The sequence below is a fragment of the Actinomyces sp. HMSC065F11 genome (assembly GCF_001813085.1).
GTDB classification, from domain to species: domain Bacteria; phylum Actinomycetota; class Actinomycetes; order Actinomycetales; family Actinomycetaceae; genus Gleimia; species Gleimia europaea.
In genome coordinates, this window is sequence record NZ_KV811465.1 from 274,275 (window position 1) to 289,610 (window position 15,336).

The 15,336-nt window shown below is 56.2% G+C and carries 17 protein-coding genes; 6 read left to right on the forward strand and 11 right to left on the reverse strand.

The window, feature by feature from the left end:
* Window positions 1–49: 49 nt before the first annotated feature.
* Complete coding sequence (locus tag HMPREF2891_RS02195; RefSeq protein ID WP_070619785.1) at window positions 50–529, reverse strand: SixA phosphatase family protein; 480 nt, start codon at window positions 527–529, stop codon at window positions 50–52.
* A gap of 77 nt (window positions 530–606) precedes the next feature.
* Here HMPREF2891_RS02195 and HMPREF2891_RS02200 point away from each other — a divergent pair, with 77 nt between their 5' ends.
* Window positions 607–897 carry a hypothetical protein gene (locus tag HMPREF2891_RS02200; protein ID WP_070619782.1) on the forward strand — a complete coding sequence of 97 codons (291 nt, stop codon included), beginning with the start codon at window positions 607–609 and terminating at the stop codon, window positions 895–897.
* On the opposite strand, the gene HMPREF2891_RS02205 is transcribed toward HMPREF2891_RS02200, so the two are convergent.
* Window positions 894–2,504, reverse strand: coding sequence for an ABC-F family ATP-binding cassette domain-containing protein (locus HMPREF2891_RS02205; protein ID WP_070663743.1), 1,611 nt, complete (start codon window positions 2,502–2,504; stop codon window positions 894–896). The two genes, HMPREF2891_RS02200 and HMPREF2891_RS02205, sit on opposite strands and share 4 nt — an antisense overlap.
* Window positions 2,505–2,565: 61 nt before the next feature.
* On the opposite strand from HMPREF2891_RS02205, the gene HMPREF2891_RS02210 reads away from it, so the two are divergent.
* The 4 genes from HMPREF2891_RS02210 to HMPREF2891_RS02225 all read left to right on the forward strand — a co-directional run bounded on the left by HMPREF2891_RS02210 (window position 2,566) and on the right by HMPREF2891_RS02225 (window position 7,499).
* Complete coding sequence (locus HMPREF2891_RS02210; RefSeq protein WP_070663744.1) at window positions 2,566–3,237, forward strand: queuosine precursor transporter; 672 nt, start codon at window positions 2,566–2,568, stop codon at window positions 3,235–3,237.
* Entirely contained in the window at window positions 3,230–4,558 is a 1,329-nt protein-coding gene (gene tgt / locus HMPREF2891_RS02215) for a tRNA guanosine(34) transglycosylase Tgt (protein ID WP_070663745.1), read from the forward strand. The genes HMPREF2891_RS02210 and tgt overlap by 8 nt, the downstream gene beginning before the upstream one ends.
* 9 nt (window positions 4,559–4,567) lie before the next feature.
* The gene (locus HMPREF2891_RS02220) at window positions 4,568–5,659 is read left to right on the forward strand and encodes a type II CAAX endopeptidase family protein (protein WP_070663746.1); all 1,092 of its coding nucleotides are present in this window, start codon (window positions 4,568–4,570) and stop codon (window positions 5,657–5,659) included.
* Between the two features lie 145 nt (window positions 5,660–5,804).
* Window positions 5,805–7,499, forward strand: coding sequence for an AMP-binding protein (locus tag HMPREF2891_RS02225; protein WP_070663747.1), 1,695 nt, complete (start codon window positions 5,805–5,807; stop codon window positions 7,497–7,499).
* 58 nt (window positions 7,500–7,557) lie between these two features.
* On the opposite strand, the gene HMPREF2891_RS02230 is transcribed toward HMPREF2891_RS02225, so the two are convergent.
* From HMPREF2891_RS02230 to HMPREF2891_RS02265, 8 genes are read right to left on the reverse strand one after another with little or no spacing between them, the layout of a single operon-like run.
* A complete protein-coding gene (locus HMPREF2891_RS02230) occupies window positions 7,558–7,965 on the reverse strand; it encodes a metal-sulfur cluster assembly factor (protein ID WP_070619765.1) in 408 nt (135 codons plus the stop codon).
* A complete protein-coding gene (gene sufU, locus HMPREF2891_RS02235) occupies window positions 7,962–8,426 on the reverse strand; it encodes a Fe-S cluster assembly sulfur transfer protein SufU (RefSeq protein ID WP_070619762.1) in 465 nt (154 codons plus the stop codon). The genes HMPREF2891_RS02230 and sufU overlap by 4 nt, the downstream gene beginning before the upstream one ends.
* The gene (locus HMPREF2891_RS02240) at window positions 8,427–9,722 is read right to left on the reverse strand and encodes an aminotransferase class V-fold PLP-dependent enzyme (RefSeq protein ID WP_070619759.1); all 1,296 of its coding nucleotides are present in this window, start codon (window positions 9,720–9,722) and stop codon (window positions 8,427–8,429) included. It abuts the gene before it with no gap.
* 13 nt (window positions 9,723–9,735) lie between these two features.
* Window positions 9,736–10,488, reverse strand: coding sequence for a Fe-S cluster assembly ATPase SufC (sufC, locus tag HMPREF2891_RS02245; protein ID WP_070663748.1), 753 nt, complete (start codon window positions 10,486–10,488; stop codon window positions 9,736–9,738).
* 11 nt (window positions 10,489–10,499) lie between these two features.
* Window positions 10,500–10,826 carry a Rieske (2Fe-2S) protein gene (locus HMPREF2891_RS02250; RefSeq protein ID WP_070663749.1) on the reverse strand — a complete coding sequence of 109 codons (327 nt, stop codon included), beginning with the start codon at window positions 10,824–10,826 and terminating at the stop codon, window positions 10,500–10,502.
* Window positions 10,823–12,010 carry a Fe-S cluster assembly protein SufD gene (sufD, locus tag HMPREF2891_RS02255; protein ID WP_070663750.1) on the reverse strand — a complete coding sequence of 396 codons (1,188 nt, stop codon included), beginning with the start codon at window positions 12,008–12,010 and terminating at the stop codon, window positions 10,823–10,825. The genes HMPREF2891_RS02250 and sufD overlap by 4 nt, the downstream gene beginning before the upstream one ends.
* Complete coding sequence (gene sufB, locus HMPREF2891_RS02260; RefSeq protein WP_070619750.1) at window positions 12,011–13,459, reverse strand: Fe-S cluster assembly protein SufB; 1,449 nt, start codon at window positions 13,457–13,459, stop codon at window positions 12,011–12,013.
* A 10-nt stretch (window positions 13,460–13,469) separates the two neighbouring features.
* Window positions 13,470–14,183 carry a helix-turn-helix transcriptional regulator gene (locus HMPREF2891_RS02265; protein ID WP_070619747.1) on the reverse strand — a complete coding sequence of 238 codons (714 nt, stop codon included), beginning with the start codon at window positions 14,181–14,183 and terminating at the stop codon, window positions 13,470–13,472.
* Between the two features lie 305 nt (window positions 14,184–14,488).
* Here HMPREF2891_RS02265 and HMPREF2891_RS09835 point away from each other — a divergent pair, with 305 nt between their 5' ends.
* The gene (locus HMPREF2891_RS09835; protein ID WP_261666660.1) at window positions 14,489–14,611 is read left to right on the forward strand and encodes a hypothetical protein; all 123 of its coding nucleotides are present in this window, start codon (window positions 14,489–14,491) and stop codon (window positions 14,609–14,611) included.
* Between the two features lie 77 nt (window positions 14,612–14,688).
* On the opposite strand, the gene HMPREF2891_RS02270 is transcribed toward HMPREF2891_RS09835, so the two are convergent.
* Window positions 14,689–15,333, reverse strand: a complete 645-nt coding sequence (locus HMPREF2891_RS02270) for an NUDIX domain-containing protein (RefSeq protein ID WP_070663751.1) — start codon at window positions 15,331–15,333, stop codon at window positions 14,689–14,691.
* Between the last annotated feature and the right edge of the window lie 3 nt (window positions 15,334–15,336).

The following is a 15,336-nucleotide window of genomic DNA, read 5'->3' on the forward strand; positions in this document are numbered from 1 at the left end:
TCGGCTTCTTGGCCCCCTGCCTGTAGTCACAATTTTGGCATTACAAAAGTCACCGAGCGGGCGTGACAATCAAATCTTTTAGGGCGGCGCTGGCCCGCCGTAACTGGGTTAAGTCGGGGATCTCGAACACGTAGGCAGTGGCGGTTGGACAGCCCCGGGCGACGATGAGGTCACTGCCCTCACCGAGTGCGATCAGCGCAGCCGCGTACGGGATGGTCGGCGCGTGACCTACCACCATCACAGGGCCGGTTAACGCAGGTATGGATCGCAACAGATCATATTCATCCGCGTAGTAAAGCTCGTTCAGTTGCAGAAGCTGACCGCCGCTCTCGCGGGCAATCTCCCGCGCGGTCTGTAAAGCACGGACCGCCGGAGAATGCAGAATCACACCATTGCCTATTAAATTTTTTACTCTACGGGCAAGTTGTCGAGCCTGCTCTTGGCCAGCCCTGGTCAACGGGCGCAACTCGTCCCGCATACCCCCGTGACGCGCCTGGGCGTGACGGACAAGAATCAGTGTTTGCCCCATGCCTCAACTCTAAGAGATCGCGCACTGGTTTTGTAGGGCGAATCGAGGACCTTGCGGGCAAACTATAGTATTGGGGCGTGAGCGAAAAGCATTTCCACGTCTGTTCAGCCCGCCAGTGCACCGAAGTAGCTCGCTGGGCGGTTATCTGGTCTAACCCAAAGATCCATGCTGCGCGCGAAAAAACCTGGCTGGCGTGCGAGAGGCACCGCGATTTCCTCACCGAATTTGTCAGCTTACGGTCTTTCCCCCATCGCGTTGTTCCTATCAGCGAGGTTGAAGCGGCCACCGCACCAGCCCCCAAGCCCGTAGACCCTCGCTCACTCACCGAAGAAGAGCGCGCAAGCTTAAACGATGGCCACCAGCTTTAAGTGAGAGTCACGAGCTCCAAGTAAGAGTCATCCCACAGGTCCTCATCCCCGTCGGGTAGCAGAAGCACGCGATCTGGCTCCAGCGCTTTCACCGCACCCGGGTCGTGCGTTACGAGCACCACCGCCCCCTCGTATGTTTTCAACGAATAGAGGATTTCCTCTCGTGAGGCTGGGTCGAGGTTGTTAGTTGGCTCGTCAAGCAGCAGAACGTTAGCGGCCGATACCACTAGCGTGGCCAGAGCGAGCCGGGTCTGCTCCCCACCTGACAACACAGCCGTAGGCTTATCCACGTCCTCACCAGAAAACAGAAACTGGCCAAGGACATTGCGAACCCGGGTGTCGTCGAATGCGGGTGCGGCCGCAACCATCGTCTCCAGCACGGTTTTGTTTGGATCTAGCGTCTCGTGTTCCTGCACATAGTAACCGAGCTTCAATCCATAACCGGCTTCAACCTCGCCAGTATCGGGGCTGAGAGCTCCAGCCAGGATCCGAAGAAGCGTAGTTTTACCCGCACCATTCAGCCCAAGCACTACCACTTTCGAGCCGCGGTCAATGGCCAAATCAACGCCTGTAAAGACTTCGAGCGATCCATAGGTTTTCGAAAGCGAAGAGGCACGCAACGGCACCTTTCCGCACGCAGCAGGCTCTGGGAAACGCAGACGCGCAACCTTCTCTACCTGTCGCACCGGCTCGACGCTGGCCTCGAGTTCTTCCGCGCGGCGAAGCATCTGCTGGGCAGCTACCGCCTTGGTTGCTTTCGCCCTCATCTTCTCGCCTTGCGCGCGTAGCGCCTCCGCCTTCTTTAAAGCTGTTGCCCGCTGACGCCTGCGCCGCCGCTCGTCTTCTTCTCGCTGCTTCAAATACAGATCCCAGCCCATGTTGTACTGGTCTACAACCGCGCGGTCCGCGTCCAGGTGCATCACATGGTTCACGGTCTCGCGGATCAGCGCCACATCGTGAGAGATGATTATCATCCCACCCGGATACGTCTTCAAGAAGTCGCGAAGCCAGATTAGGGAATCATGGTCGAGGTGGTTCGTAGGCTCATCAAGGAGCAGAACTTCAGCCTCGGAAAATAGGACGCGCGCGAGTTCAACGCGGCGACGCTGACCACCTGAGAGGGTCCCGAGGGGGCGCGAGAGCTGATCCTCGTTCAAACCGAGAGAGGACGCAATCTGGGAAGCCTGCGCTTTGGCGGCATACCCGCCCTGATTGGTGAACTCTTGATCTAGGCGCACATAGCGCTCCATAGCTTTCTGCTGGCGCGGCCCCTCCAATGTGCTCATCTGTATTTGCGCCTTCTCAATTTTCGCAAGCAGCTGATCAATGCCTCGCACCGATAAAATTCGGTCCAGCCCCTTCTGCTGCGGGTCCGCTACACGCGAATCCTGCGGCAAATAGGCGAGGCTGCCACGACGCACCACGGTGCCATCAAACTCGGCTTCACCCCGATCCGGTTCGCCGGCCAGCATGCGCATGGTTGTAGTTTTGCCGGCCCCGTTGCGGCCCACCAAACCGATCCGCATTCCCTTATCAACATGGAAGCTGGCGCCCTGCAAAAGGGTGCGCGGGCCAATCCGCACAGTAAGGTTCGAAACATTAATCACAATGACCAGTGTAAATGGGTAACGAATAGAGTCTAAACCGGCCTTGTAGTATGTTTACCGCGTGACTTTAAACAGTGTGAAAACCCGTGAGCCGCGCGTTTATGACATCGTCGCGATCTCATTCGTTGCCCTGCTAATCCTTTCGAATATTGCAGCAACCAAATTAATTGGAATCCATATCGGCCCCGCACTTTTAGTGTTCGATGGCGGTGCCGTACTGTTCCCCCTCACTTACATTCTTGGTGACGTGCTGTCGGAAGTCTACGGATTTTCCCGTGCGCGCCGAGCCATACTCGCCGGCTTCGCGTTCTCTATCCTTGCCGCTCTAACCTTCCTCGTTGTAGGTGCGGCACCAGCCGGTCCAGGCTATGAAAACCAGGAAGCTTTTGTTGCCGTACTGGGCTTTGTTCCGCGTATTGTGGCTGCATCTGTACTCGGATATTTGGCCGGTCAGCTACTGAATTCGTGGGTTCTAGTACGTATCAAGGCAAAGTGGGGGGAACGCCACCTGTGGGCGCGCCTGATCGGTTCCACTCTGGTTGGAGAGTTCGCGGACACCCTTATTTTCTGCACGGTTGCGTTCTACGGCGTGATTACGGGCGCGGAATTTTTGAACTATCTGTTTGTCGGCTACGTGTATAAAGTCGGGGTTGAGGTGATTCTTTTGCCCGTGACCTACCGAGTGATCGGTTGGATCAAGCGCATAGAAAGCTACGAGGAGTCCCATGTCTAACGCGCCAATCACGCAGGCACACCGCGAGCGCATCGAGGCTTCGCGCGGCTTCAAAGTTGCGGCGTGGTTGGATGAAGTCGAGGTGGAAACCGGCGACGGCCCGCGTCCTCTCGGGCGCGTTGGCACGCTTCAAACGGCGCACGGCACCATCGAGACTCCCGCCTTTATCCCGGTTGGCACCCTTGCCAACGTAAAGGGTGTGCTTCCCGAAATGATGAAGGAGCTTGGCGCGCAAGCCCTACTTGCAAACGCTTACCACCTCTACCTGCAACCGGGCGCAGATATTGTGGAGGCCGGGTGCGGCCTAGGCAAGTTCATGAATTGGGCCGGCCCCACGTTCACTGATTCTGGTGGTTTCCAAGTTCTGTCGCTTGGCTCTAACTACAAGAAAGTTCTCTCGCAAGAGTTTGCCGGCAAGAAGGTAACTGCCGAAGATGAAGCCGCGGAGGCCGTTCGCCGCAACCGCGCCGCCGTGGACGAGGACGGGGTGGTGTTCCGCTCGCACATTGACGGCACTAAGCACAGGTTCAACCCCGAGATTTCGCTAAGTATTCAGCATCAGCTGGGGGCAGACATCATGTTTGCCTTCGACGAGCTCACTTCCCTGCTCCACCCCTATGACTATCAGGTTGAGTCACTTGCGCGTACGCACCGCTGGGCGCAGCGCTCCTTAGATCAGCATTGGCGCCTCACCGCCGAGAATCCCGACAAGCCGTACCAGCAACTTTACGGCGTTTTGCAAGGAGCACAGTACAAAGATTTGCGTAACGAAGCGGCGCGTACCCTCACCCAAATGCGCACGTCACCAGACTTGGAACAGCTGGGTATTAACAGCGAAGGCTTTGACGGATTCGGCTTGGGCGGCGCCCTCGAGAAAGAAAATCTCGGGCTTATCGTCTCTTGGCTAACCAGCGCACTACCCGATAATAAGCCTCGTCACCTCCTGGGCATCTCTGAACCTGATGACTTCTTTGCCGCGATCGAGGCGGGTGCTGACACGTTCGACTGCGTCAACCCGTCACGCGTGGCACGCAACGCCGCGATATACACTCCCGATGGGCGCGTTAACATCACGAACGCACGGTTCAAACGCGATTTCGGCCCGTTAGCTGACGGATGCGGTTGCTACACGTGCCAAAATTACACAACCGCCTACGTCCACCACCTGTTCAAAGCTCACGAAATACTAGCTTCGACACTTGCAACGATTCATAACGAATGGTTCACCGTTCACCTTGTGGATAGCATCCGCGAATCCATCCGAAACGGTGAGTACACCGAGTACAAGCAAGAAACCCTTGCCCGTTTCTACGGCAACTAGGAGGCCGCTTTGCTTCACCTACCGCAAATCCAACCGCGAGAGCCCGCCGAATACCACAAACTCTCTGCCGGCCCAGACAGGCGCTGGTACCGACCTCTTCTGGCGATCGTTATTGCGCTGGTAGTCTTCCTTGCCCTATCAACCGTGGTAACATTACTTCCCCTAGCCTTACCCGCCCTCCACAGCCCCGGATACGAGCAGCTATTTACCGGCGAGATCGATGCTACGGATCCAGTTGTCTTCACCGTCCTAATGCTTAGCATCGCCGTTCTGATTCCCGCCGTATTAGCCGGCGTGGCGTTGGGCGCACGTACGGGCGTGGGCTACTTTTTCTCGGTTGAAGGTCGCTTGCGCTACAAATGGCTGGCCACTTGCTTCGCCATTGCCATACCAATCTTCGCGATCTTCTTCATTCCAATGAGTTTGCTTGAGGGCACGGAATTCAAACCCGGACCACAACTGGCCATCCTCCTACTACTCACGCTCGTGTTGGTCCCGTTCCAAAGCGCTGCAGAGGAACTGGCATTTCGCGCTGGATTCCTGCAAATGTTCGGATCGTGGATCCCTAATCGCTGGGCTTCTTTGATCGTAGCCACCTTGGCCTCTGCCCCGGTATTCGCGCTCCTACACGGATCGTTGGACGTGTGGATCCTCGCCGACCTGGTCGTGTTCTCTTTGTGCGCAGTATTTCTCATGTGGTATACGGGCGGCGTTGAGGCTGCGGTTGCCATGCATGCTTCCAACAACATGGTTATCTTTACCATCGAGGCGTTTTCTAACACTTCCGATTCCCTCATCAGTGAAGAGACCACTTCTACCCCGCTTTCGTTTTTGCTATCTGCAGCGATCATGAGCACCGTTACCACTGCCCTCGCTTTCGCGGCGAAGAAGGCAAAAGTAAGCCGCGTTCACGACCCGAGTAAGACGCCGCAGCCCGATGCCGTTTACTTGGCCGGAGAGCTTTCCAAGGGACGTTTCTACCCAGAATGGCAAGGCCTCTATCCGCAATGGGTGCTGGCCCAACGCGGCATCATTCCGCCTGCACCGTCTCAAGCCCAGCCGCGTGCGCAGGAATCACACGGCCCGGATTACTTCCAGTAAAACCACCTGCTTTATCCCGACGCATTTTGCCCACCCTTTGAGGCGGGCAAAATGCTACACAAAGGTGATCTAGACGCGATAAATTATGCGAGGGGCAATAACTTACGCTAGCGTAAGATAAGAGCATAGTTCCTTTAGGAGAATCATGTCGACCATCACCGAGATGGCGCGCTCGCACTACGAAAAAGGCGTGCCTTACGAGATCGCGGAGCCAGAAACCTCCCTCTACCAGGTGCTAGAAGAAACGGCACGCTTCTACCCAAATCGACCCGCAACCCAGTACTTTGGGCAGGAACTTACCTACAGTCAGCTAAAGACCGAAGTTGATCGCGCTGCAAACGTCCTTCGCCTCGCGGGAGTTCGCAGAGGAGATGCCATTTCTATCGCGCTACCAAACTGCCCACAACACGTGATCGTCTTCTACGCCCTCATGCGCATTGGAGCGATTGCTGCTGAACACAATCCGCTCGCCCCAATATCAGAGATTGAACAGCAAATTAAACGCCACCGCGGCAAAGTAGCCGTCGTATGGGAAAAGTCAGTCTCCAAGTTTGCCTTTGGCCCCGGCCACCAGCTCCAAACTGTTTTTACCGTCGACATCACTCGCTACATGCCGGTTACTAAGAAGACGATGCTAGCGCTTCCCATCGCCCCGGCCCGCAAAGCTCGCGATCAGATGCGCTTAGCAGCTCCGGCCGGCACCCTATCCTGGGATGACAAGGTGCGTGCAGCCAGCCCAATTGACCCGTCAACGCCGCATGCAATCGGCTCTGACATAGCGGCAATCTTGCACACGGGAGGAACTAACGGCGTACCAAAATCGGTTCCTTTGACCCACAAGAACATCGGGTCAAACGCAAACCAGAACCTGTCGTGGGTTTACAGGTTGCACGAGGGCGCTGAGAACTTCTTCTCGTTGCTACCCTACTTCCACTCGTTCGGACTTTGCTTCTTCCTGGTTTGCGCGGTGAAGTACGGAGCCTGCCAGATCATGCTCCCCAAGTTCGACGTTGATATGGCTCTGGCCGCTCACTCGCGAACGCCGGTGACGTTTTTTGTTGGCGTTCCGCCCATGTTCGACCGGATTGAAAAGCGTGCACGCGAAAAGAAGATCGACATTTCTTCGATCCGCTACGCAATCAGCGGCGCCATGCCGCTACCGGCCGATGTTGCTGAGCGCTGGGAGAAATCCACTGGCGGGTACATTATCGAGGGGTACGGAATGACCGAGACCTCGCCCACAATGTGTGGTTCCCCCATGACTAGCCAACGCCGCCGCGGCGCTCTAGGCCTTCCCTTCCCCTCCACGCAAATGCGTCTGGGAGACCTCAACGACCCCGATGTTGAACCAGCTGAGGGAGAGCCGGGCGAGATCCTCGTGAAAGGCCCACAAGTGTTTTCCGGCTACCTGGATGCGGACGAAGAGAACGCGCAGGCATTCACAAAAGATGGGTTCTTCCGCACCGGCGATATAGGCATGGTGGACGACGGGTTCATTTACCTTGCAGATAGGCGCAAAGAGCTAATCCTGTCCGGCGGCTTCAATGTCTACCCCACGCAAGTCGAGGAGGCGATTCGCTCCATGCCCGGAGTTAAAGACGTAGCCATCGTTGGCATGCCTGTTCCCGGAGGAGAAGAGGTTACTGCGGCCCTCGTGCTAGATGAGGGCGTTGAAAACATCACGCTAGAGGACGTACGCGCCTGGGCAGAAAAGAAAATATCCCACTACGCCCTCCCCCGCTCTTTGGCAATAGTCTCTGAACTTCCACACTCCCAGATCGGAAAGATCATGCGCAGAGTTGTGAAAGATCGACTCATGATAGAGCGTGGCGGCAAATAACTCTTACCAATTGGTTTTGGCTCCGCATTTGCGGAGCCAAAACCATACGTAGCAAGAACTACACGTTGAAGCCGATTGCGCGTAGCTGTTCGCGACCGTCCTCAGTAATACGGTCCGGCCCCCATGGTGGCAGCCACACCCAGTTCAAGGTAACGCCACTTGCAACACCATTCAGCATCATGCGCACTTGGTTCTCAATCACATCCGTAAGCGGACAGCCGGCGGATGTTAGCGTCATGTCAATATTCACGTGATCATTTTCGTCAATCATGATGCCGTATAGCAGGCCCAGGTCAACGATGTTGATACCAAGTTCAGGGTCAATAACGTCACGTAGGCAGTCTTCAACTTCCTGCGCGGTAAGTTGTCCGAGGCTCTCGTGATCCACCGTAGCGGCGGCCTCCTCAGGTACGACCTCCTGGAAGCGCTGTTCCACGGGCTCGGGATTAGCCATGGGATTACTCATTGTTGATCCTCCAATGCGACTCCTGCCTTCACCAGCGCGTCTTTCAACGCGTACCAGCCCAGCAGTGAGCACTTGATGCGGTTTGGAAACTTAGCGGTGCCCTCAAACGCGGCGCCGTCCTCTAAACGATCAAGGAGCTCGTCAGGAACGCCCTTTCCGCGCGAATGCATCATGGTTTCAAAATCCTTGTACAGCTGCGAGATTTCCGCAATCGACTTTCCGTTGATTAGCTCTGCCATCACCGAAATTGAGGCCTGTGAAATCGAGCACCCATCACCTGCCCAGGTGTAGTCAACGAGTTCGCCATCCTTCACGTGAACGCCGAGCGTGATCTCGTCACCGCAGGTGGGATTAACCTGGTAGGACTCTCCATCTACGTCCTCAGGAATCTCCCCCTCACCAACACGCCTGCGTGAATGATCGAGGATGACCTGCTGATACAACGTCTCCAAGCTTGACACTTACACTCCTCCAAAAAAACCACGAACTCGCGACAAGGCTTCACCGAACCGGTGCACCTCATCCAGCGTAGTTGTTAATGCCGCCGAAGCGCGATTCGATGAGCGCACCCCAAAAAACTTATGCAGAGGGATCGCGCAGTGGTGTCCCACGCGCACGGCAACGGACTCCGAATCGAGGTATTGGCCCACATCGTGCGGATGCACGCCTTCCACGGCGAACGCCACCACCGCTAGACGATTCTTAGTATCTGCTGGTCCGAGTAGTTGCACGCCGTCGGCGTTTTTAACCACATCAAGTAGAGCAGCTGTGATTTGCTCCTCATGCGCCGCAATCCGATCCATGCCTACCTCGCTCAGGAAGTCGAGCGCAGCCGCCCAACCCACCGCTTGAGCCACCGGCTGCGAGCCGGCTTCAAAACGGTTTGGCGGAGGCAAATAGATCGATTTTTCCATCGTCACGTTCGCAATGACAGAACCGCCCACCAGTACCGGAGGCATCGCCTCAAGCAACTCGTAGCGCCCCCAAAGTGCACCTACACCGGTTGGCCCAAGCATCTTGTGCGAAGAGAACACGGCGAAGTCAACACCTAGTTCGCGCACGTTTATGGGCATGTGCGCTGATGACTGGCACGTATCAAGCAGAACGAGGGCACCCGCGTTGCGCGCTGCGGCCACGATCTGTTCTACCGGCGACACCGCGCCTGTCACGTTTGATGCGTGAGTAAAAGCAACCAGTTTGGTGCGCTCATCTATTACGTTCAACGTTTCAAGGTCAATGCGACCATCTGGAAGCAGGTCGAGGAACGCGAACTCGGCACCCGTGCGGGCTGCGAGCTCTTGCCAAGGGAGCAGATTCGCATGGTGCTCGGCGCGTGTGGCAACGATTTTGTCACCGGGCCCAACCCGGAAGCGCTGCGCCTGAGTTCCTCCCATACCGGCGGCTACGTTAGACATCGCGTAAGCCACAAGGTTGATAGCCTCAGTTGCGTTTTTCGTCCAGACAATCTCACGGGCGTCAGCCCCAACAAAGTTCGCAACCGTTTCGCGCGCAGCCTCAAACGCTCCCGTTGATTCATCGCCCAGCATGTGCGTGCCCCGGTTTACCGCCGCGTTATGCAAACGGTAAAACTCAGCTTCAGCCTCGATCACTCTAACGGGCTTTTGCGATGTAGCCGAAGAATCGAGATAAATGATCGGCTTACCATCGCGTCCAATGCGTCCAAGAATAGGAAACTGCGTGCGCAGATGCTCCACTTCCTGGGCAGAAAGCGCTTTGGCAAGCCGATCAGTTGTCATCAAAATCTCCGGACTAGTTGTTCAGGTAACGGTCGTAACCTTCTTCTTCAAGACGGTCAGCAAGCTCCGGACCGCCCTCGTCAACAATGTGACCATTCACAAACACGTGCACAAAATCCGGTTTGATGTAGCGCAGGATTCGCGTGTAGTGCGTGATCAGTAGAACGCCGAGGTTCGACCTGTCGGCCACGCGGTTCACACCTTCAGACACAATACGCAGAGCATCAATATCTAGGCCAGAGTCCGTCTCATCCAAGATAGCCATCTTCGGATTCAGCATTTCCATCTGCAAAATCTCCAGACGCTTCTTCTCGCCGCCCGAAAAACCTACGTTTACCTCACGCTCCGTGAACGCCGGATCCATACGGAAGTTATCCGTAGCTTCCTTAAGTTCCTTCACCCAAGAGCGAACCTTTGGAGCCTCACCATCAATGGCGGTCTTAGCGGTGCGCAGGAAGTTCGACACGGTCACACCCGGCACTTCAACCGGATACTGCATCGCGAGGAACAGACCAGCCTGGGCACGCTCGTGCGGATCCATCTCCAAAATATTCACGCCATCAAGCAGGGCCTCACCGGAATCAATCTGGTACTTCGGGTGGCCCGCGAGCGCATACGCGAGCGTGGACTTACCAGAACCGTTCGGCCCCATGATTGCGTGCTTCTCGCCAGAATTGATAGTCAGGTTTACGCCCTTGAGGATGTGCTTCATTTCCTCGCCGGTATCTACGCTGACGTGCAGATCCTTGATTTCAAGGGTAGTCATTTAAGTTTTCCTTACTCTACTTCCAGATCAACCAGAACGTTCTGGCCTTCAAGCTTCACGGGATAAGTACGCACAGTTTCGGTCACAGGTAGCGTGGCCTCCCCCGTCTTTAAGTTGATTTCAGCGCTGTGTGCCCAACATTCCACACATGCTTGCGAAATGTCTCCCTCGGACAAAGACACGTCCGCGTGGGGGCACGTATCGTCAATCGCGTACCAGTCGCCTACCGTGTCACGAATGATCGCGATCGGAAGCTCGTCTCCCGCCTCATTCGTCAGTTCGATCATGCGGGCCTGGCCCGCTTCTAGGTCTGCAGGGCATGCAACTTGGAAGCTCATCGCGACACCAGCTTGTCCATTGAGCCGCCCTTTTCCAGCTCAGCCTCGATGGTTTCCATAAGGTGTTCCTGGACGGAGGGTACGCCAATCTGGTTTACCAGCTCGCCGAAGAAGCCTAGTACCACGAGGCGGCGCGCGTCGCGTTCAGAGATGCCGCGGGCCATCAGGTAGAACAGCTGCTCGTCGTCAAAACGGCCCGTTGCGGACGCGTGACCCGCACCCTCAATCTCACCATTTTCAATTTCAAGGTTTGGCACGGAATCTGCACGTGCCCCCTCGGAAAGCACGAGGTTGCGGTTCAGCTCGTAAGTGTCCGTTCCGTCAGCGTTTGCGCCAATCAGACAGTCACCCACCCAAACAGATTGCGCATCCTTGCCTTGAAGCGCACCCTTGTAAGTAACGCGAGAGTAGCAATGCGGCTGCGTATGTGCGATGAACGGGCGATGTTCCAAATGCTGGCCAGCATCAACGAAGTACAGGCCGAGCATTTCAATATTGCCGCGCGGAGACGCGAACTCAGTATCTGCGCTCAGACGAACCAGGTCGCCTCCGAGCGTGACTACCACGTGACGCAACTGCGTGTCGCGCCCCGCCCGCATGCGATGGTTCGACGCGTGAGTCGCGGTGTCATCCCACTCTTGAAGGGAAACCACCGTTAGCTTTGCTGCGTCAGCCGCATCGATCTCCACGGTCTGGTTCAGCTTTCCCTTACCCTTGTGGTTGATTACTACCACTGCCTCGCTAGCTTCGTTAGCGCGAACGTAGATACGCTGACTGCGGGGCGTTTCATCATCGCTTGAGACATTGATGAATACGGGCTCCGAAAGAGCCTTACCCTTCGGAATCTCAATGAGGTTTACCGAGTTTGCACGGACCCACGACACAACCGCGGTGCGATCGCCGGGAGCCAAGATCTTATCGAGATCGAAATCCTTAGCATCCACAACGCTCACCGAGACCTCGCTCGGAGCGGTCACGGAAACCGGAAGGTCCGCCTCGGCGTAGCCAGACTCATCAAAAAGCGCCTGGATGCGCTTTATAGGCGTAAAACGCCAGTCCTCTTCACGCCCGTTTGGAACCGGAATATCAGCCGGGTTGAAGGAGCTGGGGCGGTCCGCTCGCGACGAGTACGTCGCCTGGGTGCCCGCGCCATGTGAATGGGCCCTAGCCATTGCGTTCGACATTTAGCCCACCGATCCTTCCATCTGTAGTTCAATAAGGCGGTTAAGTTCAAGCGCGTATTCCATCGGAAGTTCGCGCGCAATCGGCTCCACAAATCCGCGGACGATCATCGCCATAGCTTCGTTTTCTTCTAGCCCACGCGACATCAGGTAGAACAACTGATCCTCTGAAACCTTCGTCACAGTTGCCTCGTGGCCCATTTCTACGTCGTCGTTACGAACGTCAACGTACGGGTACGTGTCGGTACGAGACTCCTTATCAACGAGGAGGGCGTCACAAAGGACGTTCGACTTCGAGTGGTGCGCCTTCTCATCGATCTCAACGAGACCGCGGTAAGACGCGCGGCCACCGTTACGGGCAACGGACTTCGCAACCACTGTTGAAGAGGTGTAGGGCGCCATGTGATGCATTTTTGCGCCCGTCTCCTGGTGTTGACCTTCGCCCGCAAAACCGATAGAGAGTGTCTCACCACGAGCGTGCTCACCCATGAGGTAGCAGGCCGGGTACTTCATGGTTACAGCGGAACCGATGTTGCCATCGATCCACTCCATAGTTCCGCCCTCTTCAACGACAGCACGCTGAGTCACAAGGTTCAAAACGTTGTTAGACCAGTTCTGAATGGTGGTGTAGCGAACGCGCGCATCCTTCAAGACGAAGATCTCCACGATTGCCGCGTGAAGCGAGTTGGTGTCGTAAATCGGCGCAGTACAACCCTCGACGTAGTGAACGTAAGAGCCCTCATCCGCAATAATTAGCGTTCGCTCAAACTGGCCCATAGCTTCAGTATTGATACGGAAGTAAGCCTGGAGCGGAATCTCCACGTGCACGCCCGGAGGTACGTAGATGAAGGAGCCGCCAGACCACGCGGCGGTATTCAACGCAGCGAACTTGTTATCGCCAGCCGGAACGGCCTTACCGAAGAAACGCTCGAACAGCTCCGGGTGTTCTTTCAAACCCGTATCGGTATCGAGGAAGATAACGCCCTGCTTCTCCAAGTCCTCCTGGATCTGCTGGTACACAACCTCGGACTCGTACTGGGCTGCTACACCTGCGATCAAACGCTTACGCTCCGCGTCTGGAATACCGAGACGCTCGTAAGTTTCTTTTATCTCGGGCGGTAGGTCATCCCACGAGCTCACCGGACGATCGGACGGGCGAACGTAGTACTTAAACGAATCGAAATCGATGTCATCGAGGTTTGGACCCCACTTAGGAATGGGTTTACGTTCCCACGCCTTGAATCCCTTGAGCCTACGCTCAAGCATCCACTCGGGTTCTTCCTTAATGCTCGAAATATGACGAACAAGGGCTTCAGTTAAGCCACGCTCCACGTCAGCGCCATACACGTCAGTGTCGCGCCAGCCGTACTGGTACGCACCAATCGAGTCGATGATCTCGTCATCGGTGCGCGGCTTGTCTTCACCTCGTTCAACTTTCGTTGTAGTGGTCATTAGTTCCTTCCTAGTTCGAACGCTCGTGCGCTCGATCTCCACCGTGGCGCCAGCCGTTTCTTCTGGTCAGCGCCGCCACTGGAATGTGCGTTGTACACACGTGCTCGCCCCCTGCCAAAGTGGCGAGTCGCTGCACGTGTACGTCTAGCAGGCGTCCAATCGCCTGTGTCTCCGCCTCGCATAGTTGCGGAAAATCTTCCGCTACCTCCAGGATCGGACAGTGCCCCTGGCACAGCTGGATAGCAAAGTTACCTCCCCCAACGTCGCGCACGCTGGCCGCATAGCCATCCTGAGTAAGGGCGTCTGCAAGCGCCACCGCGCGCGCCCTCGGATCACGACCCGCAGCGCGAACCACGGGTGCATACTTGCGTTCAATTTCGCGCGAACGAACTGCGGCAAAGTTCTCGATTGCTTCCACTCCAGCTGTTTGCGCGAGGTATGACATAGCCCTCGTCGCAATTTCTGAATAGCTATCATGCAAGCGTTCGTGAGCAACGTCCGTGGCAATGTAATGGCGAGCCGGACGGCCCCGCGAGCGCTTCGTCGACTGCGGCTGCTCGCGTTCAGCTATCTCACCGGACTGCTCCAAAGTGGTGATATGACGGCGAACCGCAGCGGTTGTAAGCCCTAGAATTTTAGCGATAACCGATGCTGTTACCGGGCCTTTTTCAACTATGAGGTCGAGGACGAGTTCGCGCGTCCCCTGATCTACTGGTTCTGCCAAGGCGCCCTCCCTTCATGGCCGTATTCACACGTCGGCAACGCTTCTCATAACCGACTTTTGCAAGTCTACCTTCTTTAAGCAACATCTTCATTACGTAATAGCTCGAATGTCGCGTCTGCACCCGAGATCACACCGAAAACAAGCGAAGACAAAGCTCGGCAACGAGAGGATAAGCCGCCTTAGTCAGCACCGCTAGACGGCCATATACCTATGGGGGTATTTCTGATATGATTTTGATGACTCCACAGAAGAGTCTGAAAAGGACGAGTCCATCAGGACGCGGTCCCCGAGCTTAGGAGCATGGCATGTGTAGCCCAATTCGTTGCGCAAAGTGTGGCAAGACCACTTGGACCGGTTGCGGACAGCACGTAGATGAGGTTAAGGCAATGGTTGCCGACTCTGACTGGTGCACCTGCAACGAAAACTAATCAACTAAAAAGTGGGCGGTTAGCCGCAAAACGGCTAACCGCCCACTTTATTTTTGCTTCAATAGCGAGCTACGCGCCTAGTCGCGTTGCTTGCGGCTGAACGGCGACCTCAGCCACGGAGCGTCCGCGGGACGCAGACAGCTCCAGCCTTGCGCTCGCGCCGACTGCGCTGCCAAGATCCCCACCACCGCTGAGGGATTGTGCAACCTTCCGTCATGAATGGCAGCCACCGCCTCACGCATCGGAATCCAACGCAGTTGCATTGTGGCCTCTTCATCAGTTCGTTCAAACCGCTTCCCTGCGGGCACTTCTCTGACGTCGCGCGCCAAGAAAATACGTAGCCCCTCCGTGGTACCTCCCGGCGAAGTGAAATAGTCAACCAGAGTGTGCCAGGTATCTGCCTCGAGATCAGCCTCTTCAAACAGCTCACGTTTAGCAGCATCCACCGGCTCCTCGCCTTCAATATCAAGCAAGCCAGCAGGGATCTCCCATAAAGTCGCCTGCACCGGGTGGCGGTACTGGTCAACCAGGGCGACCTCGAGGTCCTGGGCCCCCTCACGAAGAGCCACAACAGCTACTGCCCCGGTATGTGCCACGTAGTGTCGCGTCACCACGTTGCCCTCAGTTACTTCAACGCGGTCCTCATCCATGTCGAACACCGCACCCGTCCACACGCGTTCGTGCGAGTGAACCGGCCTTGTATCCCTACGATCGGCTATCATGAC

Bases quoted from the DNA above. Each gene is read 5' to 3' on its own strand.
- HMPREF2891_RS02195 (WP_070619785.1), bottom strand. From the start codon at position 529: ATGGGGCAAACACTGATTCTTGTCCGTCACGCCCAGGCGCGTCACGGG.
- HMPREF2891_RS02230 (WP_070619765.1), bottom strand. From the start codon at position 7,965: ATGAGTAATCCCATGGCTAATCCCGAGCCCGTGGAACAGCGCTTCCAG.
- sufC (WP_070663748.1), bottom strand. From the start codon at position 10,488: ATGACTACCCTTGAAATCAAGGATCTGCACGTCAGCGTAGATACCGGC.
- sufD (WP_070663750.1), bottom strand. From the start codon at position 12,010: ATGTCGAACGCAATGGCTAGGGCCCATTCACATGGCGCGGGCACCCAG.
- sufB (WP_070619750.1), bottom strand. From the start codon at position 13,459: ATGACCACTACAACGAAAGTTGAACGAGGTGAAGACAAGCCGCGCACC.
- HMPREF2891_RS02240 (WP_070619759.1), bottom strand. From the start codon at position 9,722: ATGACAACTGATCGGCTTGCCAAAGCGCTTTCTGCCCAGGAAGTGGAG.
- HMPREF2891_RS02225 (WP_070663747.1), top strand. From the start codon at position 5,805: ATGTCGACCATCACCGAGATGGCGCGCTCGCACTACGAAAAAGGCGTG.
- tgt (WP_070663745.1), top strand. From the start codon at position 3,230: ATGTCTAACGCGCCAATCACGCAGGCACACCGCGAGCGCATCGAGGCT.
- HMPREF2891_RS09835 (WP_261666660.1), top strand. From the start codon at position 14,489: ATGTGTAGCCCAATTCGTTGCGCAAAGTGTGGCAAGACCACTTGGACC.
- HMPREF2891_RS02250 (WP_070663749.1), bottom strand. From the start codon at position 10,826: ATGAGCTTCCAAGTTGCATGCCCTGCAGACCTAGAAGCGGGCCAGGCC.
- HMPREF2891_RS02270 (WP_070663751.1), bottom strand. From the start codon at position 15,333: ATGATAGCCGATCGTAGGGATACAAGGCCGGTTCACTCGCACGAACGC.